The following is a 21,963-nucleotide window of genomic DNA, read 5'->3' on the forward strand; positions in this document are numbered from 1 at the left end:
GGCAGCAATCAGGGTACAGGCCAAGCTGGATATTGTACTAATGCGCGGCACAGCGCAGGATAGATGACGATTCTATGAAAGCCGGCCCGATAAAGCCTATTGAATTGCCGGGGTCGGCTCTCCAAGTATGGACCGAAGCACATTCGTGACCTGCCTCATGACGAAAGGGGGCGCGGATGTGGCAGTCAGGTTGAAAGACCTGAGAAAGGACTTGAACTATGACGAGTACTGAACAGAAGACACCGCTGGGTGGCTCTGAAGCGGGCGGTGCAGACGGGCTCTATGCCGTTTTGCCGTTGCGTGACATCGTCGTTTTCCCCCATATGATCGTTCCGCTTTTTGTCGGCCGCGAAAAGTCCATTCGCGCGCTGGAGGAAGTGATGGGCGTGGACAAGCAGATCCTGCTTGCCACCCAGAAGAACGCCGCCGATGACGATCCGGCACCGGATGCGATTTATGAAATCGGCACGATTGCCAATGTGCTGCAGCTTCTCAAGCTGCCGGACGGCACCGTCAAGGTGCTGGTCGAAGGCACGGCGCGCGCCAGGGTTTCCAAGTTTACGGACCGCGAAGACTATCACGAGGCCTATGCTGCGGCTCTGCCGGAGCCTGATGAAGATGCCGTCGAGATCGAGGCGCTCGCCCGCTCGGTGGTTTCCGACTTCGAAAACTACGTCAAGCTGAACAAGAAGATTTCGCCGGAAGTGGTTGGCGCCGCCAGCCAGATCGACGACTATTCGAAGCTTGCCGACACGGTTGCCTCGCATCTCGCGATCAAGATTCCTGAGAAGCAGGAAATGCTTTCGATCCTCTCGGTGCGCGAGCGCCTTGAGAAGGCGCTTTCCTTCATGGAAGCCGAAATTTCGGTTCTCCAGGTTGAGAAGCGTATCCGCAGCCGCGTCAAGCGCCAGATGGAGAAGACGCAGCGCGAATACTATCTCAACGAGCAGATGAAGGCGATCCAGAAGGAGCTTGGCGATGGCGAGGACGGTCGCGATGAAGCGGCAGAACTCGAAGAACGCATCAACAAGACCAAGCTTTCCAAGGAAGCCCGCGAAAAGGCCCAGGCCGAGCTGAAGAAGCTGCGCAGCATGAGCCCGATGTCGGCCGAGGCGACGGTCGTCCGCAACTATCTCGACTGGCTGCTGTCCATTCCGTGGGGCAAGAAGTCGAAGATCAAGCAGGACCTGAACTTCGCCGAAGAAGTGCTCGATGACGAGCATTTCGGCCTCGACAAGGTCAAGGAACGCATCGTCGAATATCTCGCGGTGCAGGCCCGCTCGACCAAGATCAAGGGCCCGATCCTCTGCCTCGTCGGACCTCCCGGCGTCGGCAAGACCTCGCTCGCCCGCTCGATCGCCAAGGCTACCGGCCGTGAATATGTCCGCATGTCGCTCGGCGGCGTGCGTGACGAGGCCGAAATCCGCGGTCACCGCCGCACCTATATCGGCTCGATGCCCGGCAAGGTCATCCAGTCGATGAAGAAGGCGAAGAAGTCCAACCCGCTCTTCCTGCTCGATGAGATCGACAAGATGGGCCAGGATTTCCGCGGCGATCCGTCATCGGCAATGCTCGAGGTGCTGGATCCTGAACAGAACTCGACCTTCATGGATCACTACCTTGAAGTCGAATACGATCTGTCGAACGTCATGTTCGTGACGACGGCCAATACGCTGAACATTCCCGGCCCGCTTCTGGACCGTATGGAAGTCATCCGTATTGCCGGCTACACCGAAGATGAAAAGCTCGAGATCGCCAAACGGCACCTGCTGCCGAAGGCGATCAAGGATCACGCCCTGCAGCCGAAGGAGTTTTCGGTCACGGACGATGCGCTGCGCAATGTTATCCGCCTCTACACGCGGGAAGCAGGTGTGCGTAGCCTCGAACGCGAACTGATGACGCTGGCGCGCAAGGCCGTGACCGACATTCTGAAGTCGAAGAAGAAGTCGGTGAAAGTCACCGAAAAGAACCTCTCCGACTATCTGGGTGTCGAGCGGTACCGCTTCGGCCAGATTGATGGCGAGGATCAGGTTGGCGTCGTGACAGGCCTTGCCTGGACGGAAGTCGGCGGCGAATTGCTGACCATCGAAGGCGTCATGATGCCCGGCAAGGGCCGCATGACCGTCACGGGTAACCTCCGCGACGTGATGAAGGAATCGATCTCGGCGGCGGCATCTTATGTCCGCAGCAGGGCAATCGATTTCGGCATCGAGCCTCCGCTGTTCGACAAGCGCGACATCCACGTGCACGTGCCGGAAGGTGCGACGCCGAAGGACGGTCCGTCCGCAGGCATCGCCATGGTCACGGCGATTGTCTCCGTGCTGACCGGCATTCCGGTTCGCAAGGACATCGCAATGACGGGCGAAGTCACGCTGCGCGGGCGGGTCCTGCCCATCGGTGGCCTCAAGGAAAAGCTCCTCGCGGCACTGCGCGGCGGCATCAAGAAGGTTCTGATCCCGGAAGAAAACGCCAAGGATCTGGCGGATATTCCGGACAATGTGAAGAACAGTCTTGAGATCGTTCCGGTGTCCCGCGTGGGTGAGGTGCTCAAGCACGCTCTGGTTCGCGAGCCCGAGCCGATTGAATGGACGGAGCCCGCAAATGCGACACCGGTCCCTTCAGTCGAGGAAGAAGCTGGCGCTTCGATGGCCCATTAAGGCGTTTCCGGCAAACGTTCGAAAGAGTTTGCTTATTGGCGATGCGCTGAAATGAACTTCCGGCAGGCGATTCTGATTCAGTCGGATAGTCCTGCCGGAAGCTGTCTATCAGGACCAACAATCGAAATGCCGGGCAATTTGCCCGGCATTTCTGTGTTTAACCCCGGTTTTCCGGGGTTTTTTCACGTTGACAGGCTTGGTTTGTGAAACGATTTGAATAAACTCCGACCAATCCGGTCACGTTATCCGTTCCGGTAGATAAAGAAAGGAAATGCCAATGAACAAGAACGAATTGGTTGCCGCAGTTGCGGAAAAGGGCGGTTTGACGAAGGCTGACGCCGGTACTGCTGTTGACGCCGTACTCGCTGCTGTTACCGGCGCCCTGAAGGCTGGTGAAGAAGTCCGTCTGCCTGGCTTCGGCGTTTTCTCCGTTTCGCATCGCGCTGCCTCGACCGGCCGTAACCCGTCGACCGGCAAGGAAGTTGCTATCCCGGCTCGCAACGTGCCGAAGTTCTCGGCTGGCAAGGGCCTGAAGGACGCCGTAAACGGCTAATCATGATCTGGAGAGTGAAAGCTCTTCGAACGGATCGTGACATTAAATTTCCAGCCATCGCGGCATGATCGCGATTGGCTGTCGAGAAGGCCCGGTTTATCCGGGCTTTTTTCGTTTGTGTGGTGAGGGGGTGCTTCAACAAACCCTCGCGATATGGCACCTTGAGAACGGTTATCTCGGGCTGATTTGGAGACGGATATGCTCGCCGTTGGTTTAGTTGGTTTTGCATTAAGCGTGCTGCTGGCGGTGGCCGCCAACAGCAGGTTTGCGGACCTTGAGCGGCTTCCCATGCAGTGGGGGCTGTCAGGCCAGGTTAACTGGACGGCACCGCGCGTTCTGGGTCTGGCCTTTGTCCCTGTGCTTTACGCCGTGCTGGCCGGTATCTTCATTTGGGCCGCGGAGCATGATCCCGAAAAATACACTGCAAAATCGGTGGGCATAGTGCTGATCGCACTGATTGCGGTACAGATTCTCCACTTGTGGATGATCGATCGATATCGGTTAAAGCTGCTCAAATAACGGAAGCCCGAAGCATTTCGCAGCCAAAAGGATAGGGCTCTCTCACCGAGCGTCCTGCTGCGGACATCGCGCCATAATCAAAACCGTGTCTGGAGAGCGAATGAGCAGCATATCGTCATAGGGGCGCGTAATGGTCACAACACCATTACTCCTCTGCAATATCGCGGATATCATTCTCTTCTCCGCCGGAGAAACAGCGTCCCCATCAGCAATTCCCAGCCTGCGCACAAGCGGCTGAACGTCAGTATATGAACCGAACTGGTTTTCAGAGCGGGCCGTATAAATGGTGGATGACGGGTTTTTGCTGGCAGGCGCCGTGGTCGCTTCGAATGAATACGGGTTCAGAACCCGCACAGCTATTCTTCCAAGACTCGAAGGTTTGCAAAACAGATCAAGTTTTGCTGGATCGATTTCGGCTGGCTGCAATGTGCTGATCGCAAACCAGTCTCCATCAAGACCGTCGAAAATCTTCTTGCGATTTGCTTCTGGATTGGTGACGTCGCCCACCAGAGTTTCCATGGTCGCTTTGTAACGATCAAGAATGTCGGCCGCGTCAGCAAAAACCGGCGTAGCAGTGAGCGCCAGTGCTGAACAGACGACCAGTCCAAGAATGCTGTGCCGCATGTCTATCCCCATCGGTCAGATTGTTTGCACCTTATCTCACAAGTGGCGATAAGAAGGCCAGCCAAGCTGGCAAGTGCAAAAAACCGTGGGGATAGGCATCAACAGGGGGAGGCTCTACATAGGCGAAGCCGTTCCTACTCCGCCGCCTCTGAACTGCGCTTGGGGCGGCGTTCCAGCAGTTCCTTGAGGAAGTGGCCGGTATAGGAGCGCTTCTCCTTCACAATGTCTTCCGGACGGCCCACGGCGACAATCTCGCCGCCGCCATCGCCGCCTTCCGGTCCAAGATCGATCACCCAGTCAGCCGTCTTGATGACTTCCAGATTGTGCTCGATCACAACGACCGTATTGCCCTGTTCCACCAGCTCGTGCAGCACTTCCAAAAGTTTTGCCACATCGTGGAAGTGCAGGCCGGTTGTCGGTTCGTCCAGAATATAGAGCGTGCGGCCCGTCGCGCGGCGCGACAGTTCCTTGGCAAGCTTCACGCGCTGTGCCTCACCACCCGAAAGCGTCGTCGCCTGCTGGCCGACCTTGATATAGCCGAGACCGACCTTGACGAGCGTTTCCAGCTTGTCGCGCACTGCGGGCACGGCGGAGAAGAACTCCGCACCTTCCTCGACAGTCATATCCAGCACATCGGCGATGGACTTACCCTTGAACAGGACTTCCAGCGTTTCGCGGTTATAGCGCTTGCCGTGGCAGACATCGCAAGTCACATACACATCCGGCAGGAAGTGCATCTCGATCTTGATGACGCCATCGCCCTGGCAGGCCTCGCAGCGCCCGCCCTTCACGTTGAACGAGAAGCGGCCCGGCTGATAGCCGCGTGCCTTGGCTTCCGGCAGGCCCGCGAACCAGTCGCGGATCGGCGTGAAGGCACCGGTATAGGTTGCCGGGTTAGAGCGCGGCGTGCGGCCAATCGGCGACTGGTCGATATCAATCACCTTGTCTAGGAACTCCAGCCCCTCGATACGGTCATGCTCCGCCGGATGCTCGCGCGAACCCATGATGCGGCGCGAAGCGGCCTTGAACAGCGTTTCGATCAGGAAGGTGGACTTGCCGCCGCCAGAAACGCCGGTAACAGCAGTGAAGGTGCCGAGCGGAATATCCGCCGAGACATTTTTCAGGTTGTTGCCGCGCGCGCCCACTACGCGAATGCGCTTGGACTTGGAAATCTTGCGCCGCTCCGCCGGGACGGCAACTTCCATCGCACCCGACAGATATTTGCCGGTCAGCGAGTTCGCATTGGACATCACGTCCTGCGGCGATCCTTGCGCGATGATCTTGCCGCCATGGACACCAGCCGCCGGGCCGATATCGACCACGTAATCGGCAGTCAGGATCGCATCTTCATCGTGTTCGACCACGATGACCGTATTGCCGAGATCGCGCAGATGGCGCAGCGTGTCGAGAAGGCGGGCATTGTCGCGCTGATGCAGGCCGATGGACGGCTCATCCAGCACGTAGAGCACGCCGGTCAGCCCGGAGCCGATTTGCGAGGCAAGACGGATGCGCTGGCTTTCACCGCCCGACAGCGTGCCGGAATTGCGCGCCAGCGTCAGGTAATCAAGACCCACATCATTGAGGAATTGCAGGCGCTCGCGGATTTCCTTGAGGATGCGGGCGGCAATTTCGCGCTGCTTGTCGTTGAAGCTGCTGTCGATATCACGGAACCAGGCATCGGCCTTGCGGATCGACATTTCGGTGATTTCACCGATGTGCTTCATGCCGACCTTGACCGCCAGCGCCTCCGGCTTCAGGCGGAAACCGTTACAGGCCGGGCAGGGCGTCGAGGCCATGAAGCGCTCGATATCTTCACGCGACCAGGCGGAATCGGTCTCCTTCCAGCGGCGTTCCAGATTGGGGATAACGCCTTCAAAAGCTTTCGTCGTCTGGTAGGAACGCAAGCCATCATCATACTGAAAGGTGATTTCCTTGCCCTTGGTGCCGTAAAGAATGGCCTGTCGGGCTTCTTCCGGAATATCAGCCCATTTTGCGCCGATCTTGAAGCCATAGGCTTTGCCAAGCGCTTCCAGCGTCTGATTGTAGTAGGGCGACGAGGATCGCGCCCACGGGGCAATCGCGCCGTCCTTCAGCACTGCCGTTTCGTCGGGAACGATCAGGTTGGGATCGATGGCCTGCTGCGTGCCGAGGCCGTCGCAGGTCGGGCAGGCGCCGAAGGGATTGTTGAACGAGAACAGGCGCGGCTCGATTTCCGGGATGGTGAAGCCGGAGACCGGGCAGGCGAACTTTTCCGAAAACAGAATGCGTTCATGCGTCTCGTTGGCCGATTTGTTGGCAGCACCGCCTTCCGCCGTTTCTTCAGGCGGCAGCGGCTTGTCGGCAAATTCCGCAACGGCCAGCCCTTCGGCAAGCTTGAGGCAGGTTTCAAGGCTGTCGGCGAGGCGGGTCGAAAGGTCAGGCCGAACCACCACGCGGTCAACCACCACATCGATATCGTGCTTGTATTTCTTGTCGAGTGCCGGAACATCGGCGATTTCATAGAAGGTGCCGTCGACCTTGACGCGCTGGAAGCCCTTCTTCTGAAGCTCCGCCAGTTCCTTCTTGTACTCGCCCTTGCGGCCGCGAACGATGGGCGCGAGGATATAGAGGCGGGTGCCTTCCTCAACCGCCATGACGCGATCGACCATCTGGCTGACCGTCTGGCTTTCGATGGGAAGGCCGGTCGCCGGCGAATAGGGTACACCCACGCGCGCAAAGAGCAGGCGCATATAGTCGTAGATTTCGGTGACGGTGCCGACCGTCGAACGCGGATTGCGGCTCGTCGTCTTCTGCTCGATGGAAATGGCTGGCGACAGGCCGTCGATCTGGTCGACGTCCGGCTTCTGCATCATTTCCAGGAACTGGCGCGCATAGGCCGAAAGGCTTTCGACATAGCGGCGCTGGCCTTCCGCATAGATCGTATCGAAGGCAAGCGAGGATTTGCCCGAACCGGACAAGCCTGTCATCACGATCAGCTTGTCGCGAGGCAGATCGAGATCGACATTTTTCAAGTTGTGTTCGCGCGCGCCACGTATGGAAATGAATTTCTGATCGCTCATTCCGCGTCCTGCCTGCTCATGATGCCATGGATAAACGGGCGCCGAATGGTGAAACCCGTCGCGCCGGTTTCTAATATGGGGTGGAACCCTCCGATAAGAAGGGGTCTCGGGTCATTCATCGGTGCACTCTTATCACTGGAACAAATATCGAACAACCAGCCTTCTGATAGGCGATACGAAATGTGAACGCAAGAGCGTTGACTGTCACTCCTGACAGGAGCAGACTGGTCTTGCTCGCTGATGGCGGAGAGGTGTCGTGGTGGGATGACGCGGCATCGGCAAGAGGTCCGCAGGAGGCGGGAAACCCAGTAGGGAGGTAAGGAGCATGAGTCCACCTGACTACGTTGCCTAGCTTTCACAACGATGAAAGCACAATCCATTTCGGTCGCGGCAGCATCTTTTCGCAAGGAATGATGCCTCGTTGATTGAAACTGCGATTGCCGAAAATCTGAATTTGCGCGGAAGGCAAATGACCGCGCGTCATCGCCGTCCGAAAATATCTGCTGGCGAATTATTGTCTGCACAAGAGCATTGCTCAAAACCCAAGCCCTGCGCGCCAAAGATACAGTGAGCGGCAGGGCTTTTTCTTGGAGCCCGATCCGGTTCACATAGCGCCTGTGGCTATCGCTTCAGGAAGGGTGGAGGGAAGGCCGATTTCAAATTAAGGCAGATGCAGTTTTTGCGCCTGAAATACGCAAAACTGTATTTTCTGCACGGGAAACGGTGCAAAAACCCATGAAAATTTGTGGCGAACGCATGTCTTTTTCGTGTCGAAGGTTGCATTTTGAACAAAACAAGAACATAAACTCTGTGGACATTGACAAATTCACCGCGCCGGACTGAGCGCTCATGGAGCCAGTCCTGTAAGGTGAGCATATGAGTTTCTGGTGATGGCGCATCGCTGCGCCTGAGCTTTCAATTGGAAAGTGCCTCTTGTCCGTGCGAAGCTGTGCGGAAAGGGTGTGCATGCGAGACCCGGAGTAATTTTTCGATGGCTGGTAGCGTCAACAAAGTCATTCTGGTCGGCAACCTTGGTGCCGATCCGGAAATTCGTCGTCTGAACTCGGGCGACGTGGTTGCCAATCTGCGCATTGCAACGTCTGAAAGCTGGCGTGACCGCCAGACCGGCGAACGCAAGGACCGCACCGAATGGCACAGCGTCGTCATTTTCAACGAGAACCTTGCCAAGGTCGCGGAGCAATATCTGAAGAAGGGCGCCAAGGTCTATATCGAGGGTGCGCTCCAGACCCGCAAATGGCAGGACCAGAACGGCAATGACCGTTACTCGACGGAAGTCGTGCTGCAGAAGTTCCGCGGCGAGTTGCAGATGCTCGACAGCCGTGGTGAAGGCGGCGGTGAGGGCCGTTCGTTCGGCGGTGGCGGCAATCGCAACCAGATGTCGGATTATTCCGGTGGCGGCGGCGACTTCGGTTCGTCCGGCCCGTCTTCGGGTGGCGGCAGCGGCGGCGGTTTCTCCCGCGACCTGGATGACGAAATTCCGTTCTGAGAACGCGTATAATCCGATTTATTAGTGAAATTCGATAAGGCGCTGTTTTACAGCGCCTTTCTGTTTTTTGAAATGATGTTCTGGCGTCCAAAACGGCAGAAATACCTGCGCCCGAAATTGGAGCATGATTCCGAAAAGGGGAACGGCCTACGCAGGGAAATCAGTCTATCGGACTGAATTCTGATCCTGTTTCGATCGGATGAAATCACGCCCAAACAATAGCTTGCGGCGGGATGACTAACTACTTGAAGGCATCCCGCTGCCTGTGCGCCAGACTGCCGGAATGTCAGATCGATTGCAGCGAGACCCGCTTTTCAAGCAGGGCAGCAGCTTCCTTCCGTTCGCTGTAACGGTTCGTCAGATGGTCTGAAATACCGCGCGTCAGCAAGGTGAACTTCATCAGTTCTTCCATGACGTCGACGACGCGATCATAGAATGACGAGGGTTTCATGCGGCCGGCATCATCGAATTCCTGCCAGGCCTTGGCGACCGATGACTGGTTGGGAATGGTAATCATCCGCATCCAGCGGCCGAGAATACGCATCTGGTTGACGGCATTGAAGCTTTGCGAACCGCCGGAGACCTGCATTAGGGCCAGTGTTCGCCCTTGCGTTGGGCGGATCGCGCCACCGGGCAGGGGAATCCAGTCGATCTGCGCTTTCATTACGGCACTCATCGCGCCATGGCGTTCAGGACTTGTCCAGACCTGCCCCTCCGACCAGAGCATCGCCTCGCGCAGTTCCTGCACCTTGGGGTGATCCGGCGTCCCATGGTCCGGCAAAGGCAGGCCATCGGCATGGAAAACGCGGGTTTCGGCGCCCATTGCATCAAGCAGTTGCTGCGCTTCCAGCGTCAGGAAACGGCTATAGGAACGTTCGCGCAACGATCCGTAGAGCAGCAGGATACGAGGCTTATGGTCCGGGAAAGGTGCGCGAAGAGCATTCTCATCCGGCAGGAGAAAGGATTTCCGGTCGAGGTTGGGCAAGTCCGCGGCAGTCATTTCCTTTCTCCATAGGTGACCTGCTCGCCATCTTCCTTGGTGAAGGATGCAACCGGGTTTTCCAGAATATCCAGAACCAGCTCGGAAGGACGGCAAAGCCGGGTGCCGCGCGGAGTTTCAACAATCGGCCGGTTGATCAGAATCGGATGGGCCATCATGAAGTCGATCAGTTCCTCATCAGTCCATTTCGGATCGGACAGGCCGAGTTCGGCATAGGGCGTACCTTTCTCGCGCAGCAGTTCGCGCGGCGTCAGATTCATCGCCGCAAGCAGGCCGACCAGACGTTCCCGCGTGGGCGGGTTCTGCACATATTCGACAATCACAGGCTCTTCGCCGCTCGCCCGGATCATAGCCAGCGTATTGCGCGAGGTGCCGCATTTCGGGTTGTGAAAAATAGTGACGGTCATCGGGTGTTTCCTGTTTGTGTTGCAGGCTTCTGATCGGCGCCGCGTTCATACCAGTCTTTGGAGCGGTTCACGATCCAGACGACCGACAGCATGACCGGCACCTCGACGAGAACGCCCACCACTGTTGCGAGCGCCGCGCCGGATGAAAAACCGAAAAGGCTGATTGCAGCGGCTACGGCAAGTTCAAAGAAATTCGACGCGCCGATGAGGGCCGACGGTCCGGCAACGCTGTGCTTTTCGCCGGACAGGCGGTTGAGAAGATAGGCCAGCCCCGAATTGAAATAGACCTGAATGAGGATCGGCACCGCCAGCATGGCGATGATGAGCGGCTGCGCGATGATCTGTTCGCCCTGAAAACCGAAGAGCAGGACGAGAGTGGCGAGCAGCGCCACAAGCGAGAGCGGTTGCAGTGTCTTCAGCAGCCTGTCGAGCGCGCTTTGTCCGCCACCCGCCAGCAGGCTTCGCCGGATGATCTGCGCAAGGATCACCGGAATGACGATATAGAGGACAACGGAAAGAACAAGCGTATCCCATGGAACCGTAATGGCCGAAAGCCCAAGCAGAAGCCCGACGATCGGAGCAAAGGCTATGACCATGATGGCGTCATTCAATGCGACCTGGGACAGGGTGAAGTGCGGCTCTCCTTTGGTCAGGCTGGACCATATGAAGACCATGGCCGTGCAGGGTGCTGCGGCAAGGATGATAAGGCCTGCAATGTAAGAGTCGATCTGGTCGGCAGGCAGATGCGGGCGGAAAAACCAGCCGATGAACAGCCATGCAAGAAGCGCCATCGAGAACGGCTTGACGGCCCAGTTGATGAACAGCGTGACGCCGATGCCCCGCCAGTGCCGACCGACTTGCCGAAGCGCGGCGAAGTCGATTTTCAAAAGCATGGGAATAATCATCAGCCAGATGAGAACGGCGACGGGAATATTGACCTTGGCAATCTCGGCGGAGCCGATAGCGTGGAACAGTGCCGGGAAAAGATGCCCCAGAGCGACGCCCGCAACAATGCAAAGGGCAACCCAGACGGTCAGATACCGTTCAAAGACAGACATCAGCGTTGCTCCACATGCCTACATTTCGGCGTCAGGGTGTTTCTCATGGGCGACTGCCTGCCCGTGCGCGCGCCGGGCGCCAGTTGAAACCGATTTGTCATTTTAACGTCCGTTGAGGTGAACTGGCGTCGCCAGAACGTGGTTATTGAGCGGCGTCAGCCGTCCTGGGTTCGCAGCAAGGTGTCAGGCTTTGGAGCAGAGGCGCGCAGAGTTCGGCGCTGCCGCCGCAACAATCCTTGATCATGAAAAGCGTCAGATCGCGAAACTGATCCAGATCCGCGCGATAGATGATCGAGCGGCTTTGCCGCTCGCTCCTAACGAGACCAGCCCGTGACAGGGTAGCCAGATGGGCGGACATCGTATTTTGCGGAATGTCCAGCATACGGGCCAACTCGCCCGCCCTGATCCCGGCGGGTTCGTGTCGGACCAGCAATCGAAAGGTATCGAGCCTTGTCGATTGGGCGAGAGCGGCAAAAGCCAGGATTGCAGATTCGTTTTCCATATATCCAGAATAATGGATATAATATCCACGTCAAGCTGCGATCTGGAGTGGCCATCCAGCAGTTAAGCCTTATGCCAGTGGGGTGAAGCGAACGCAGCCCGGATAATGCCTAATCGGCCCAGAGGCTTAACCAAAACTGCATGGCGGACACCTCAGCTGTTCTCGTCATTCTCGATGGAGAACTCCATGCGATCCGCCGAAAATCGCGACAGGGAATATTGGATCGGTTTTCCCTCAGTATCGACGTTTACTGCACGCGCTGTCACGACGATGGCACCCGGAGACAGTTTCAAGATTCTCAAGTCTTCCGGACCGGCATGACGGGCCGATATGACAGTCGATTTTCGCAGGTAATCGGCGATCCCCGCAGCCTTGAACGCAGCCGTTATCGAGCCGCTTTCCGCATAATCCTCTGCAAAGGAAGGAAAGCGCGCGGCATCGATCCAGTGAGTCGCAATCGAAATCGGATAACCATCGGCGTTGTGCATCGTTTCAAGCCGGATCACCTCATCGCCCGCATGCAGTTCAAGCGCGTCCGCGATTTCCCGGGTCGCGATTTCCCTGCCTGAGGCCAGCAGAATCCCCTGCATTTCACGCACCTGCGAAGCGAGCGACTGGGAAATGCGGGTGCGGCGTCCGATCTGGTAGGTGAGGCGCCTTGCGTTGGCGACAAAGGTGCCGCGTCCTTGCTCGGCGCGCAGCACGCCTTCCTGCGTCAACGCTGCAATGGCGCTGCGCACCGTATGGCGATTGACCCCGAACCTGTCGGCCAGCTCCATCTCGGCAGGCATGCGCGCGCCGGATTGAAGCTTACCCGCCATGATGTCGCCGCGTATCTCATCGGCAATCTGCCGCCAGATCGCAACGCCGCTGTTTCTCTCAATGTGTCTGGTCTTTGCCATCAACTGTCATCGTCCTGTCATTGGCAGGGTGTATTCATTCTGGTATTGTATAGTTGTCTATATAACTAGACAATTTGAAAGATCGCGTCAACAGGATTTGAAGGCAGGGAAGCTCATGTACGGTACGGAGCATGGTGCGAAGGGAGGCGGAGCCGGTTCCGCCACTGAAAGCAAAAAGGCACCGGATGCAGTGCAGCTCGCACGGCAGGTAAGCATGGCGGTTCTTGCGCGCGCCAGCAGCGAAGAATTGCAGGCCTTCTGGCAGGCATGGTCCGACAAGCCGGAATTTGAGGTTTTGCGCGGGCCGGAAACCGGCCTTGTGATGCTGCGCGGACGCATCGGCGGCGGCGGCGCTCCCTTCAATGTGGGCGAGGCGACCGTGACGCGCGCCACTGTGCGGCTTTCCGATGGTTCGGTCGGTCACTCTTATGCGCTTGGCCGCGATCAGGAAAAGGCGCGCCTTGCCGCTCTCTTCGATGCGCTTTGGCTGGATGAAAGCCGCCGCGACGCGGTGGAAACGCAGGTGCTGGGCGTCCTGCGCAAACGGCATGACGATGCCGACGCCACGCTGCGCGGCGAAGCGGCTGCTACCAAGGTCGATTTCTTCACTATGGTTCGGGGAGACAATTGATGCTTCCTTCTTCTCCAGCATTTGAAGGCGGTCTGGCTAATCCGGTGACGGATGCGCAGTCGGTCTTTCATGCCGTCATGCACGCCATGGCCAATCCCGGCCGCATCTATCCGCTGGCCGCAGCTGCCACGCCGCCGCAGCCGCTGACGCCGGAACTGGGTGTAATCGCTGCAACCCTGCTCGATCATGATGCGACGGTGTGGTGCGATGCGGCGATAGCCGCCAATGAATATGCAACCGCCTGGGTTACTTTCCACACCGGTGCGCCCCGTGTCGAAAATGCCGATGCCGCGCAATTTTTCTCTCGTAAGCGATGTGTCGCTGCTGCCGTCCCTAGCCGATTTTTCGCAAGGCAATGCCGAGTTTCCCGATCGTTCCACAACCATCGTGCTGGCTGTCGCGTCGCTGAAAGGCGGGCAGGGCTTTGTGTTGAAAGGCCCCGGCATTGATGGCGAGCGTTCGCTCCGCGTCGATGGTCTGCCGCAGGATTTCATCCAGCAATGGCGTGAAAACGGTGCGCAATATCCGCTTGGCGTTGACCTTGTTCTGGTCTGCGACGGCGCTGTTGCAGCACTTCCCCGCACAACCAGAATTTCTGCTCTGGAGGGCTGAAAATGTATGTTGCCGTAAAGGGTGGCGAAACGGCCATCCGCAATGCCCACCGTCTTCTCGATGATCGTCGTCGCGGTGACCGTTCGGTTCCAGCGCTTCGCCTCGACCAGATTGCCGAACAGCTGGCGCTGGCGGTTGATCGCGTCATGGCGGAAGGTTCGCTCTATGACCGTGAACTGGCAGCCCTTGCCGTGCGTCAGTCGCGTGGCGATCTGATCGAAGCAATCTTTCTGGTGCGCGCCTATCGCACCACCTTGCCGCGCTTCGGCTATTCCCGTCCGATGGAAACGGCACAAATGCTGATTGAGCGCCGCATTTCGGCGACCTATAAGGATCTGCCGGGTGGCCAGCTTCTGGGGCCGACCTTCGATTATACCCATCGGCTGCTTGATCCCGATTTGGCTGGCGATGTGGCTGTGCCGGAACCGGAACTGCGCCCCGCAGAACCCGAAGAAACGCCGCGTGTAACCGATATTCTCGGCGTCAACGGCATGATCGAGGAAGACGGCTCGCTGCCGGACGGTCACGAACCGGGCGATTTGACCCGCGAACCATGGACATTTCCGATGGAGCGCGACCTGCGCTTGCAGGCATTGGCGCGCGGCGACGAGGGCTTTCTGCTGGCGCTCGGCTATTCCACCCAGCGCGGCTATGGCAACAACCACCCATTCGTTGGCGAAATCCGCATCGGCGAAGTCGAGGTCGAGTTCGATGTGCCGGAGCTTGGCTTTGCCGTCTCGCTGGGTCGCGTACAGCTGACCGAATGCCAGATGGTCAACCAGTTCAAGGGTTCGGCCAAGCAGCCGCCGCAGTTTACACGCGGCTATGGGCTGGTGTTCGGCCAGAGCGAGCGCAAGGCCATGTCCATGTCGCTCTGCGACCGTGCGCTGCGCGTGCGCGAATTCGATACGGATGTGACCGCACCCGCACAGGATGAGGAATTCGTCATTTCCCATTCCGACAATGTGCAGGCCACCGGCTTCGTCGAACATCTGAAACTGCCGCACTACGTGGATTTTCAGGCAGAACTCGAACTCATCCGCCGTATGCGCGCCGAATATGAGCAAGCGAACAACGATACCGAAAGTTTGGCAAAGGAGGCCGCGGAATGAGCGATCTGGCCAATTACAACTTCGCCTATCTGGACGAGCAGACCAAGCGGATGATCCGCCGCGCCATTCTGAAGGCCATTGCCATTCCCGGCTATCAGGTGCCGTTTGCCAGCCGTGAAATGCCGATGCCTTATGGCTGGGGCACGGGCGGCGTGCAGGTGACGGCCTCGATCATCGGGCCGGATGATGTGCTGAAAGTCATCGATCAGGGTGCCGACGACACGACCAACGCCGTCTCCATCCGTGCCTTCTTCCAGAAAACGGCCGATGTTGCCGTCACCACCCATACGGGTGAGGCGACGATCATCCAGACCCGTCACCGCATTCCGGAATATCCGCTGACCGAAGGGCAGGTGATCGTCTATCAGGTGCCGATCCCGGAACCGCTGCGTTTCCTTGAACCGCGCGAAACCGAAACCCGCAAGATGCACGCGCTTGCCGAATATGGCCTCATGCATGTGAAGCTCTACGAAGACATTGCGCGGCACGGCCATATCGCCAAGACCTACGATTATCCGGTGATGATCGAAGGGCGCTATGTGATGGCGCCTTCGCCGACGCCGAAATTCGACAATCCGAAAATGCACATGTCTCCGGCATTGCAGCTGTTCGGTGCCGGGCGCGAAAAGCGCATCTATGCCGTGCCGCCCTATACGGATGTTGTGAGCCTCGATTTCGAGGACCACCCATTTGAGGTGCAGAAGTTCAAGGAACCGTGCGCGCTTTGCGGCGCGAAGGGCGTCTATCTCGATGAAGTCGTGCTGGATGATCGCGGCGGCTCGATGTTCGTCTGCTCCGACACCGATTTTTGCGAAGACCGTCAGGCGAATGGCCATTTCGGCCATCTGGCAGCGAACAAGGAGGCCGCACAATGAGCGAGCAACCTCTACTGAGAGTAAACAGCCTGTCGAAATACTACGGCAACCGCCGTGGCTGCGCGGATATTTCCTTCAATCTGTGGCCGGGCGAAGTGCTGGCCATCGTCGGCGAATCCGGTTCCGGCAAGACGACGCTACTGAACAGTCTGGCAACCCGTCTGGAGCCGACTTCCGGCACGGTTGAATATCGGATGCGCGACGGTGAATTCCGCGATCTCTACAAGATCGGCGAGGCGGAACGCCGCTTCCTGATGCGGACGGACTGGGGGTTCGTGCACCAGAACCCGGCAGACGGATTGCGCATGACGGTTTCGGCCGGCGCCAATGTCGGCGAGCGTCTGATGGCGGTCGGCGAACGCCATTATGGCAATATTCGCAACACGGCAACCGAATGGCTGGGACGGGTCGAAATCGCCTCCGACCGTATCGACGATCAGCCGCGCGCCTTTTCCGGCGGCATGCGCCAGCGCCTGCAGATTGCCCGCAATCTGGTGACGGCGCCGCGTCTCGTCTTCATGGACGAGCCGACCGGTGGTCTTGATGTGTCGGTGCAGGCGCGCCTTCTCGACCTTCTGCGCGGTCTTGTCAGCGATCTCGGCCTTTCGGTGATTATCGTGACGCATGATCTCGCCGTCGCCCGGCTTCTGTCCCATCGCATCATGGTCATGAAAGACGGCCATATTGTCGAGCAGGGACTGACCGACCGCGTGCTGGATGACCCGCAGGCGCCTTATACGCAGCTGCTTGTGTCGTCTATTCTGCAAGTTTAGTAAATTAAAACAGATGTTTATTGCATGTTGTTCCTAAATTAGCCGAACTTCATGCGTGAGGTGAAAAATGCCTATGTTGCAAACATCAGCCCCGCTTGCCGTCACCGGCGTTACCAAGACCTTCGTCATGCATTTGCAGGGCGGCATCGAACTTCCGGTCGTTCGCGGCGTGAATTTCGAACTGAATGCCGGCGAATGCGCCGTGCTTGGCGGGCCTTCGGGCGCGGGCAAAAGCTCGATCCTGAAGATGGTCTATGGCAATTACGCGGTCAATGGCGGCTCGATCATGATCCGCCATGCCGACAGGTTTGTCGATCTTGCCACTGCCGATCCGCGCGAAGTGCTGGCGGTGCGCCGCGATACGATCGGCTATGTCAGCCAGTTTCTGCGCACGCTGCCGCGTGTTGCGGCAATCGACGTGGTTGCCGAACCGCTGGTCGCGCGTGGCGTCGACCGTGAGACAGCGCTCAACCGCGCCCGCGAACTTCTGGCGCAGCTCAATCTTCCGGAAAGGCTGTGGGCCTTGCCGCCTGCGACGTTCTCGGGCGGCGAACAGCAGCGCGTGAATATCGCGCGCGGCTTCATCACAGATCATCCGGTATTGCTGCTTGATGAGCCGACAGCCTCGCTCGATGCGAAGAACCGCGCGGTCGTGGTCGACCTCATCAGGGCCAAGAAGGAGCAGGGCGTCGCCATGCTCGGCATCTTCCACGATGAAGACGTGCGTTCGGTCGTTGCGGACCGGATCATCGACGTGACGGCTTTCTCTCCGCGGGGGCTGGCATGACCAAGCTCTCGGTGGAACCGCTGGTTCACGAAACGGCCATCGTCAGCGGCTGTACGCTCGGGCGCTATACCGAGATTGGCGAGCGCAGCCGCGTTTCGGAAACCGTGCTGGGCGATTATTCCTATCTCGGCGTCGATTGCGAAATCTGGTGTGCGGAGATTGGCAGGTTTTCCAATATTGCCAGCCACGTGCGCATCAACGCTACCAACCATCCGACATGGCGTCCCACACTGCACCATTTCACCTATCGCGCCGGTGATTACTGGCCGGAAGAAAAGGACGAGACGGAGTTTTTCGAGTGGCGTCGCGGCAACGCGGTGAAGATCGGCCACGACACATGGCTCGGCCATGGCTCGACAATCCTGCCGGGCGTGACGGTCGGCAATGGTGCGGTTGTCGGTGCCGGAGCCGTGGTGAGCAGGGACGTCGCGCCCTATACGATCGTGGGCGGCGTGCCCGCACGTCTCATTCGCGAACGCTTCGACGCTGCAACCGGCAATCGCCTTGACCGGCTGGCCTGGTGGGACTGGAGCCATGATCGTCTGCGCCAGGCGCTCGATGATTTCCGCACGCTCGATATCGAAGCCTTCCTCTCGAAATATGAAACAGCCGCCAACACAAATGCGCTGATGAAAGAGCTGTCCAATGGCTAATGAAATCGTTCTGAAAAACGCGCGGATCGTGCTCGCCGATGAGATTGTTTCCGGTTCCATCCTGATCCGGGACGGCAAGATCGCAGCAATCGACCACGGCAACAGCAATGGCGGCGACGACATGGATGGCGATTACGTCATCCCGGGCCTCATCGAGCTGCACACCGACCAGCTGGAAAGCCACTATGCGCCGCGTCCGAAGGTGCGCTGGAATGTCGATGCCGCCGTGCAGGCACACGATGCGCAGGTCGCGGCCTCCGGCATCACCACGGTATTCGACGCGATGCGCGTCGGCTCCGACTATGACCGCGATTTCGTCGGCAAGGATATGCGCATGCTTGCCGACGCGATTGAAAGCGGCGTGCGCGAAAATCGCCTGCGCGCAGATCACTTCCTGCATCTGCGCTGCGAAGTCTCCTCTGCCGATTGCCTCGAAACATTCGAGCTTTTCGCGGATGATGACCGCGTAAAACTCGCATCCTTGATGGATCACGCACCGGGACAGCGGCAATTCGTTGATCTTGAGACCTATCGCACCTATTACATGCGCAAGATGAAGCTCACGGATGAGGAGTTCCGGGTGCATTGTGAAAAGCGTATGGCGGATTCGGACGCCTATTCGGCCAGACACCGCCGCTCCATCGCCGAACTGGCGGCAACGCGTGGCATCGTTCTGGCCAGCCATGACGATGCAACCAGTGCGCATGTCGATGAATCGCTCGACCATGGCGTGCGGATCGCCGAATTCCCGACCACGATGGAAGCCGCCAATGCTTCAAAGGGCGCTGGCCTTTCCATCCTGATGGGCGCGCCGAATATCGTTCGCGGGGGCTCGCATTCCGGCAACATCGCCGCGCGCGATCTGGTGGACAATGGCAGCCTGGATATCCTGTCGTCGGATTATATCCCGTTCAGCCTCATTCAGTCGGCATTCGGTCTGGCTTCCGGCGAACGCCCGATTGCGTTGCCGGATGCGATCCGGCTTGTGACCAAGAATCCTGCCGACGCGATGGCGATGGATGATCGCGGTGAGATTGCCATCGGCAAGCGCGCCGATCTGGTCCGTGTCCGTCCGAAGGGCGCAATCCCGGTTGTCCGCACCGTCTGGCGCGAAGGCGAACGGGTGCTCTGATGCAGATGCAATCCAACAGGCCGAAAGGCTGTTTCGTCGCCGTTGTCGGCCCCAGCGGGGCCGGCAAGGATACGATCATGGATGCGGCGCGTGTGGCTCTGGCGGGCGACACGCGTTTTCACTTTGTGCGTCGGATCATCACCCGCCCGCAAATGCCGGGAACGGAAGATCACGACAGTCTGGATGAAGCAGCATTTGCAAAATCGGCGGGCGAGGGTGCTTTCTCCCTGCACTGGCAGGCGCATGGCCTGAGCTACGGATTGCCGAAAACGCTGGAGGATGAAATCGCCGACGGAACTGTGGTGATCGCCAATGTTTCACGCCGGGTTCTGGGCGATGTTCGCAGGCTCTACCCGTCGCGCTCGGTGGTCGTAATTACGGCCCGGCCGGAAGTTCTGGCCGAGCGGCTCGCATCGCGCGGCCGCGAAAGCCGGGAGGAAATCGTCGCGCGGCTAGCACGTGAAGTCAGCTTCGATGACGCTGCGGGCGATGTTGTCACAATAGACAATTCTGGCGAAGTCGGTCTGTCCACAAAAGCCTTCCTGCGTCACCTGGAGGAAATCAGCGTCAAAACAGTCGCTTAGATAGATTTCTTGTAGCAATATCTAAATTTACACAAACGTCATGGGGCTTTCATTGCAGTGTCATGGAAGCCATTCAGAGTAAGCATGAATGGAGACGAATTCATGCTTCAACTGAAAAACATAACGCGCCGCTATAATGACAAGGTGGCGGTTTCGGGTGTGGACCTCGAAATCGAGCCGGGCACGTTTGTGGGAATTATCGGGCGCTCGGGCGCAGGCAAGTCGACGCTTCTGCGCATGATCAATCGCCTTGTCGAGCCTTCAGAGGGAACCATTCACTGGGATGGCCGCGATGTTACCGGGCTGAAGGGCGCGGGCCTGCGGGACTGGCGCGCGCAATGCGCGATGATTTTCCAGCATTTCAATCTGGTTGACCGTCTGGATGTTCTGACCAACGTCCTGATGGGCCGTCTGAACTATGTTTCGACGCCGAAATCGCTCCTGCGTATCTGGAGCGATGAGGAGCGCCTGATCGCGCTTTCAGCTTTGCAGCAGTTCGACATTGCGCATCTTGCAGCGCATCGCGCGGACGAGCTTTCGGGTGGCCAGCAGCAGCGCGTGGCGATTGCCCGCGCGCTCGTGCAGCAGCCGCGCATCATCCTCGCCGACGAGCCGATTGCATCGCTCGATCCGCGCAACACGCGCAGCGTCATGGACGCTCTGCGTCGCATCAATCGCGAATACGGCATCACGGTTCTCTGCAATCTGCACTCGCTCGATATTGCGCGCAGCTATTGCGACCGTCTCGTCGGCATGTCCGCCGGCAAGATCGTATTCCGCGGCACACCGTCGATGCTGACAGATATGGCATCACGCGACCTTTACGGCATGGAAGCCGCTGACGTCATCGATGCCGATGAGCAGTTGGACGCACCGATGCCGATGCCAGTTCCGCAGTCGGCTGAAGCCGTTCTGCGCCAGCTTTCCGCCTGAGCGCACAAAGCTCCGGAAAAAACACGCTCCAAACTCAGGATTAACAGGAGATACCCATGCTTAACCGTAGAACCTTTCTGGCGGCTGTTGCGCTCACCGCTACGATGACCTTCAATGCCCAGGCTGCTGACTGGAGCAAGGACTATCCGGAAATCGTTCTGGGCGTAATCCCGGCGGAAAACGCCTCGACCACTTCCGACCGTTATGCGCCTCTGGCTGCCTATCTCGGCAAGGAACTCGGCACCAAGGTAACGCTGCGCGTCGCCAACGACTATGCAGCCGTTATCGAAGGCCAGCGCGCCGGAAACATCCAGATCGCATTCTATGGCCCGGCTTCCTACGCCCGCGCCGTCATGACCGGCGTTGAAACCACGCCGCTCGTCAACCAGCGTCACGACACCGGCGTCAACGGCTATTATTCGGTCGTTTATGTTCGCGCCGACAGCCCGTACCAGAAGATGGACGACCTGAAGGGCAAAACCATTGCTCTCGTCGATCCGAACTCGACCTCGGGCAACAACGCACCGCGCTTCTTCCTCAACCGCGAAGGCTATAGCGTAGACACGTTCTTCGGTAAGAACTTCTTCGCCGGCAGCCACGAAAACGCAGTTCTCGCTCTGGCGCAGGGCACCGCCGATGCCGCTGCCAACTCCTGGAACTCGGAAAACGATTCCAACCTGACCCGCATGGTCAGCCGCGGCGTTCTGAAGGATGCCAACGGCAAGGAACTGACGAAGGACGACTTCCGCATCATCTTCAAGTCGGACTTCCTTCCTGAAGGCCCGTTCGCCGTTCTCAGCACCCTGCCGGATCAGCTGAAGGCCGATATCAAGCAGGCTTTCCTCGACATGCGGAAGAAGGACAAGGCTGGCTTTGACGCTCTTTCCGATGGCAAGGATCAGGAATTCGTAGCCACCGAAGCCAAGGACTATGAGCCGATCATCGAAATGCTCAAGTTCAACGACAAGGCTCGCAAGTCCTGATCCGTGAGAAATTGAAGTGCCCGGAACGCAACCCGTTCCGGGCATTTTTTTAGGGCATGATTCCGAAAGGTTCTCGGGATCAGGCTTGATCAAAGGAATT

General features: G+C 58.4%; 23 protein-coding genes and 2 pseudogenes. 16 read left to right on the plus strand and 9 right to left on the minus strand.

What is annotated here, in order from left to right; translation table 11 throughout:
• The first annotated feature begins 218 nt into the window (after positions 1-218).
• From lon to OINT_RS05385, 3 genes are all read left to right on the plus strand, one after another.
• Positions 219-2,657 (plus strand): endopeptidase La, encoded by a 2,439-nt coding sequence (gene lon, locus OINT_RS05375; protein WP_006466765.1) that lies wholly within the window; start codon positions 219-221, stop codon positions 2,655-2,657.
• A 277-nt stretch (positions 2,658-2,934) separates the two neighbouring features.
• Positions 2,935-3,210 (plus strand): HU family DNA-binding protein, encoded by a 276-nt coding sequence (locus OINT_RS05380; RefSeq protein WP_006470422.1) that lies wholly within the window; start codon positions 2,935-2,937, stop codon positions 3,208-3,210.
• 198 nt (positions 3,211-3,408) lie between these two features.
• Positions 3,409-3,729 (plus strand): hypothetical protein, encoded by a 321-nt coding sequence (locus OINT_RS05385; RefSeq protein WP_022568860.1) that lies wholly within the window; start codon positions 3,409-3,411, stop codon positions 3,727-3,729.
• 42 nt (positions 3,730-3,771) lie between these two features.
• Here the strand turns inward: OINT_RS05385 and OINT_RS05390 are convergent, their stop codons facing one another.
• The 4 genes and pseudogenes from OINT_RS05390 to OINT_RS23495 all read right to left on the minus strand — a co-directional run bounded on the left by OINT_RS05390 (position 3,772) and on the right by OINT_RS23495 (position 8,263).
• Positions 3,772-4,353: a hypothetical protein gene (locus OINT_RS05390; RefSeq protein WP_039852567.1), complete on the minus strand. Its 582-nt coding sequence runs from the start codon at positions 4,351-4,353 to the stop codon at positions 3,772-3,774.
• Between the two features lie 134 nt (positions 4,354-4,487).
• On the minus strand, positions 4,488-7,412 hold the full coding sequence (gene uvrA / locus OINT_RS05395) for an excinuclease ABC subunit UvrA (protein ID WP_006466768.1): 2,925 nt from the start codon (positions 7,410-7,412) through the stop codon (positions 4,488-4,490).
• A gap of 115 nt (positions 7,413-7,527) precedes the next feature.
• Positions 7,528-7,739: pseudogene (locus tag OINT_RS22815) on the minus strand (hypothetical protein).
• 329 nt (positions 7,740-8,068) lie between these two features.
• Entirely contained in the window at positions 8,069-8,263 is a 195-nt protein-coding gene (locus OINT_RS23495; protein ID WP_172491095.1) for a hypothetical protein, read from the minus strand.
• Between the two features lie 140 nt (positions 8,264-8,403).
• On the opposite strand from OINT_RS23495, the gene ssb reads away from it, so the two are divergent.
• A complete protein-coding gene (ssb, locus tag OINT_RS05400; RefSeq protein WP_006470425.1) occupies positions 8,404-8,919 on the plus strand; it encodes a single-stranded DNA-binding protein in 516 nt (171 codons plus the stop codon).
• A 286-nt stretch (positions 8,920-9,205) separates the two neighbouring features.
• Here the strand turns inward: ssb and arsH are convergent, their stop codons facing one another.
• The 5 genes from arsH to phnF all read right to left on the minus strand — a co-directional run bounded on the left by arsH (position 9,206) and on the right by phnF (position 12,791).
• Positions 9,206-9,919 carry an arsenical resistance protein ArsH gene (gene arsH / locus OINT_RS05405; RefSeq protein ID WP_006466772.1) on the minus strand — a complete coding sequence of 238 codons (714 nt, stop codon included), beginning with the start codon at positions 9,917-9,919 and terminating at the stop codon, positions 9,206-9,208.
• Complete coding sequence (gene arsC / locus OINT_RS05410; RefSeq protein WP_006466773.1) at positions 9,916-10,326, minus strand: arsenate reductase (glutaredoxin); 411 nt, start codon at positions 10,324-10,326, stop codon at positions 9,916-9,918. Before arsC ends, arsH begins: the two co-directional genes overlap by 4 nt.
• Positions 10,323-11,384: an ACR3 family arsenite efflux transporter gene (gene arsB / locus OINT_RS05415; RefSeq protein ID WP_006466774.1), complete on the minus strand. Its 1,062-nt coding sequence runs from the start codon at positions 11,382-11,384 to the stop codon at positions 10,323-10,325. Before arsB ends, arsC begins: the two co-directional genes overlap by 4 nt.
• A 142-nt stretch (positions 11,385-11,526) precedes the next feature.
• Entirely contained in the window at positions 11,527-11,886 is a 360-nt protein-coding gene (locus OINT_RS05420) for an ArsR/SmtB family transcription factor (protein ID WP_006466775.1), read from the minus strand.
• Between the two features lie 152 nt (positions 11,887-12,038).
• Positions 12,039-12,791, minus strand: coding sequence for a phosphonate metabolism transcriptional regulator PhnF (gene phnF / locus OINT_RS05425; RefSeq protein WP_039852571.1), 753 nt, complete (start codon positions 12,789-12,791; stop codon positions 12,039-12,041).
• A 112-nt stretch (positions 12,792-12,903) separates the two neighbouring features.
• Here phnF and phnG point away from each other — a divergent pair, with 112 nt between their 5' ends.
• The 12 genes and pseudogenes from phnG to phnD all read left to right on the plus strand — a co-directional run bounded on the left by phnG (position 12,904) and on the right by phnD (position 21,863).
• A complete protein-coding gene (gene phnG / locus OINT_RS05430; protein ID WP_022568695.1) occupies positions 12,904-13,419 on the plus strand; it encodes a phosphonate C-P lyase system protein PhnG in 516 nt (171 codons plus the stop codon).
• Between the two features lie 86 nt (positions 13,420-13,505).
• Positions 13,506-13,649, plus strand: a pseudogene (locus OINT_RS24290) (phosphonate C-P lyase system protein PhnH); the annotation flags it as partial.
• A gap of 1 nt (position 13,650) precedes the next feature.
• Positions 13,651-14,031, plus strand: a complete 381-nt coding sequence (gene phnH, locus OINT_RS05435; RefSeq protein WP_268870290.1) for a phosphonate C-P lyase system protein PhnH — start codon at positions 13,651-13,653, stop codon at positions 14,029-14,031.
• 2 nt (positions 14,032-14,033) lie between these two features.
• A complete protein-coding gene (locus OINT_RS05440; protein ID WP_006466779.1) occupies positions 14,034-15,143 on the plus strand; it encodes a carbon-phosphorus lyase complex subunit in 1,110 nt (369 codons plus the stop codon).
• Positions 15,140-16,018: an alpha-D-ribose 1-methylphosphonate 5-phosphate C-P-lyase PhnJ gene (locus tag OINT_RS05445; protein ID WP_006466780.1), complete on the plus strand. Its 879-nt coding sequence runs from the start codon at positions 15,140-15,142 to the stop codon at positions 16,016-16,018. Before OINT_RS05440 ends, OINT_RS05445 begins: the two co-directional genes overlap by 4 nt.
• On the plus strand, positions 16,015-16,791 hold the full coding sequence (gene phnK / locus OINT_RS05450; RefSeq protein ID WP_022568699.1) for a phosphonate C-P lyase system protein PhnK: 777 nt from the start codon (positions 16,015-16,017) through the stop codon (positions 16,789-16,791). Before OINT_RS05445 ends, phnK begins: the two co-directional genes overlap by 4 nt.
• A 67-nt stretch (positions 16,792-16,858) precedes the next feature.
• Complete coding sequence (phnL, locus tag OINT_RS05455; protein WP_006466782.1) at positions 16,859-17,578, plus strand: phosphonate C-P lyase system protein PhnL; 720 nt, start codon at positions 16,859-16,861, stop codon at positions 17,576-17,578.
• Complete coding sequence (locus OINT_RS05460; protein WP_006466783.1) at positions 17,575-18,231, plus strand: DapH/DapD/GlmU-related protein; 657 nt, start codon at positions 17,575-17,577, stop codon at positions 18,229-18,231. The genes phnL and OINT_RS05460 overlap by 4 nt, the downstream gene beginning before the upstream one ends.
• Positions 18,224-19,363 (plus strand): alpha-D-ribose 1-methylphosphonate 5-triphosphate diphosphatase, encoded by a 1,140-nt coding sequence (locus OINT_RS05465; protein ID WP_006466784.1) that lies wholly within the window; start codon positions 18,224-18,226, stop codon positions 19,361-19,363. The genes OINT_RS05460 and OINT_RS05465 overlap by 8 nt, the downstream gene beginning before the upstream one ends.
• 5 nt (positions 19,364-19,368) lie before the next feature.
• Positions 19,369-19,947 (plus strand): phosphonate metabolism protein/1,5-bisphosphokinase (PRPP-forming) PhnN, encoded by a 579-nt coding sequence (phnN, locus tag OINT_RS05470; RefSeq protein ID WP_039852945.1) that lies wholly within the window; start codon positions 19,369-19,371, stop codon positions 19,945-19,947.
• A 102-nt stretch (positions 19,948-20,049) separates the two neighbouring features.
• Complete coding sequence (gene phnC, locus OINT_RS05475) at positions 20,050-20,880, plus strand: phosphonate ABC transporter ATP-binding protein (RefSeq protein WP_031352623.1); 831 nt, start codon at positions 20,050-20,052, stop codon at positions 20,878-20,880.
• Positions 20,881-20,936: 56 nt separating this feature from the next.
• Complete coding sequence (gene phnD / locus OINT_RS05480; RefSeq protein WP_006466787.1) at positions 20,937-21,863, plus strand: phosphonate ABC transporter substrate-binding protein; 927 nt, start codon at positions 20,937-20,939, stop codon at positions 21,861-21,863.
• Positions 21,864-21,963 lie beyond the last annotated feature (100 nt).

The sequence above is a fragment of the Brucella intermedia LMG 3301 genome, assembly GCF_000182645.1.
Classification (GTDB): Bacteria; Pseudomonadota; Alphaproteobacteria; order Rhizobiales; family Rhizobiaceae; genus Brucella; species Brucella intermedia.

What these genes read in the sequence shown, in the direction of transcription:
- lon (WP_006466765.1), top strand. Translation starts at nt 219, where the DNA reads ATGACGAGTACTGAACAGAAGACACCGCTGGGTGGCTCTGAAGCGGGC.
- OINT_RS05380 (WP_006470422.1), top strand. Translation starts at nt 2,935, where the DNA reads ATGAACAAGAACGAATTGGTTGCCGCAGTTGCGGAAAAGGGCGGTTTG.
- OINT_RS05385 (WP_022568860.1), top strand. Translation starts at nt 3,409, where the DNA reads ATGCTCGCCGTTGGTTTAGTTGGTTTTGCATTAAGCGTGCTGCTGGCG.
- OINT_RS05390 (WP_039852567.1), bottom strand. Translation starts at nt 4,353, where the DNA reads ATGCGGCACAGCATTCTTGGACTGGTCGTCTGTTCAGCACTGGCGCTC.
- uvrA (WP_006466768.1), bottom strand. Translation starts at nt 7,412, where the DNA reads ATGAGCGATCAGAAATTCATTTCCATACGTGGCGCGCGCGAACACAAC.
- OINT_RS23495 (WP_172491095.1), bottom strand. Translation starts at nt 8,263, where the DNA reads ATGAGCGCTCAGTCCGGCGCGGTGAATTTGTCAATGTCCACAGAGTTT.
- ssb (WP_006470425.1), top strand. Translation starts at nt 8,404, where the DNA reads ATGGCTGGTAGCGTCAACAAAGTCATTCTGGTCGGCAACCTTGGTGCC.
- arsH (WP_006466772.1), bottom strand. Translation starts at nt 9,919, where the DNA reads ATGACTGCCGCGGACTTGCCCAACCTCGACCGGAAATCCTTTCTCCTG.
- arsC (WP_006466773.1), bottom strand. Translation starts at nt 10,326, where the DNA reads ATGACCGTCACTATTTTTCACAACCCGAAATGCGGCACCTCGCGCAAT.
- arsB (WP_006466774.1), bottom strand. Translation starts at nt 11,384, where the DNA reads ATGTCTGTCTTTGAACGGTATCTGACCGTCTGGGTTGCCCTTTGCATT.
- OINT_RS05420 (WP_006466775.1), bottom strand. Translation starts at nt 11,886, where the DNA reads ATGGAAAACGAATCTGCAATCCTGGCTTTTGCCGCTCTCGCCCAATCG.
- phnG (WP_022568695.1), top strand. Translation starts at nt 12,904, where the DNA reads ATGTACGGTACGGAGCATGGTGCGAAGGGAGGCGGAGCCGGTTCCGCC.
- phnH (WP_268870290.1), top strand. Translation starts at nt 13,651, where the DNA reads ATGCAACCGCCTGGGTTACTTTCCACACCGGTGCGCCCCGTGTCGAAA.
- OINT_RS05440 (WP_006466779.1), top strand. Translation starts at nt 14,034, where the DNA reads ATGTATGTTGCCGTAAAGGGTGGCGAAACGGCCATCCGCAATGCCCAC.
- OINT_RS05445 (WP_006466780.1), top strand. Translation starts at nt 15,140, where the DNA reads ATGAGCGATCTGGCCAATTACAACTTCGCCTATCTGGACGAGCAGACC.
- phnK (WP_022568699.1), top strand. Translation starts at nt 16,015, where the DNA reads ATGAGCGAGCAACCTCTACTGAGAGTAAACAGCCTGTCGAAATACTAC.
- phnL (WP_006466782.1), top strand. Translation starts at nt 16,859, where the DNA reads ATGCCTATGTTGCAAACATCAGCCCCGCTTGCCGTCACCGGCGTTACC.
- OINT_RS05460 (WP_006466783.1), top strand. Translation starts at nt 17,575, where the DNA reads ATGACCAAGCTCTCGGTGGAACCGCTGGTTCACGAAACGGCCATCGTC.
- OINT_RS05465 (WP_006466784.1), top strand. Translation starts at nt 18,224, where the DNA reads ATGGCTAATGAAATCGTTCTGAAAAACGCGCGGATCGTGCTCGCCGAT.
- phnN (WP_039852945.1), top strand. Translation starts at nt 19,369, where the DNA reads ATGCAATCCAACAGGCCGAAAGGCTGTTTCGTCGCCGTTGTCGGCCCC.
- phnC (WP_031352623.1), top strand. Translation starts at nt 20,050, where the DNA reads ATGCTTCAACTGAAAAACATAACGCGCCGCTATAATGACAAGGTGGCG.
- phnD (WP_006466787.1), top strand. Translation starts at nt 20,937, where the DNA reads ATGCTTAACCGTAGAACCTTTCTGGCGGCTGTTGCGCTCACCGCTACG.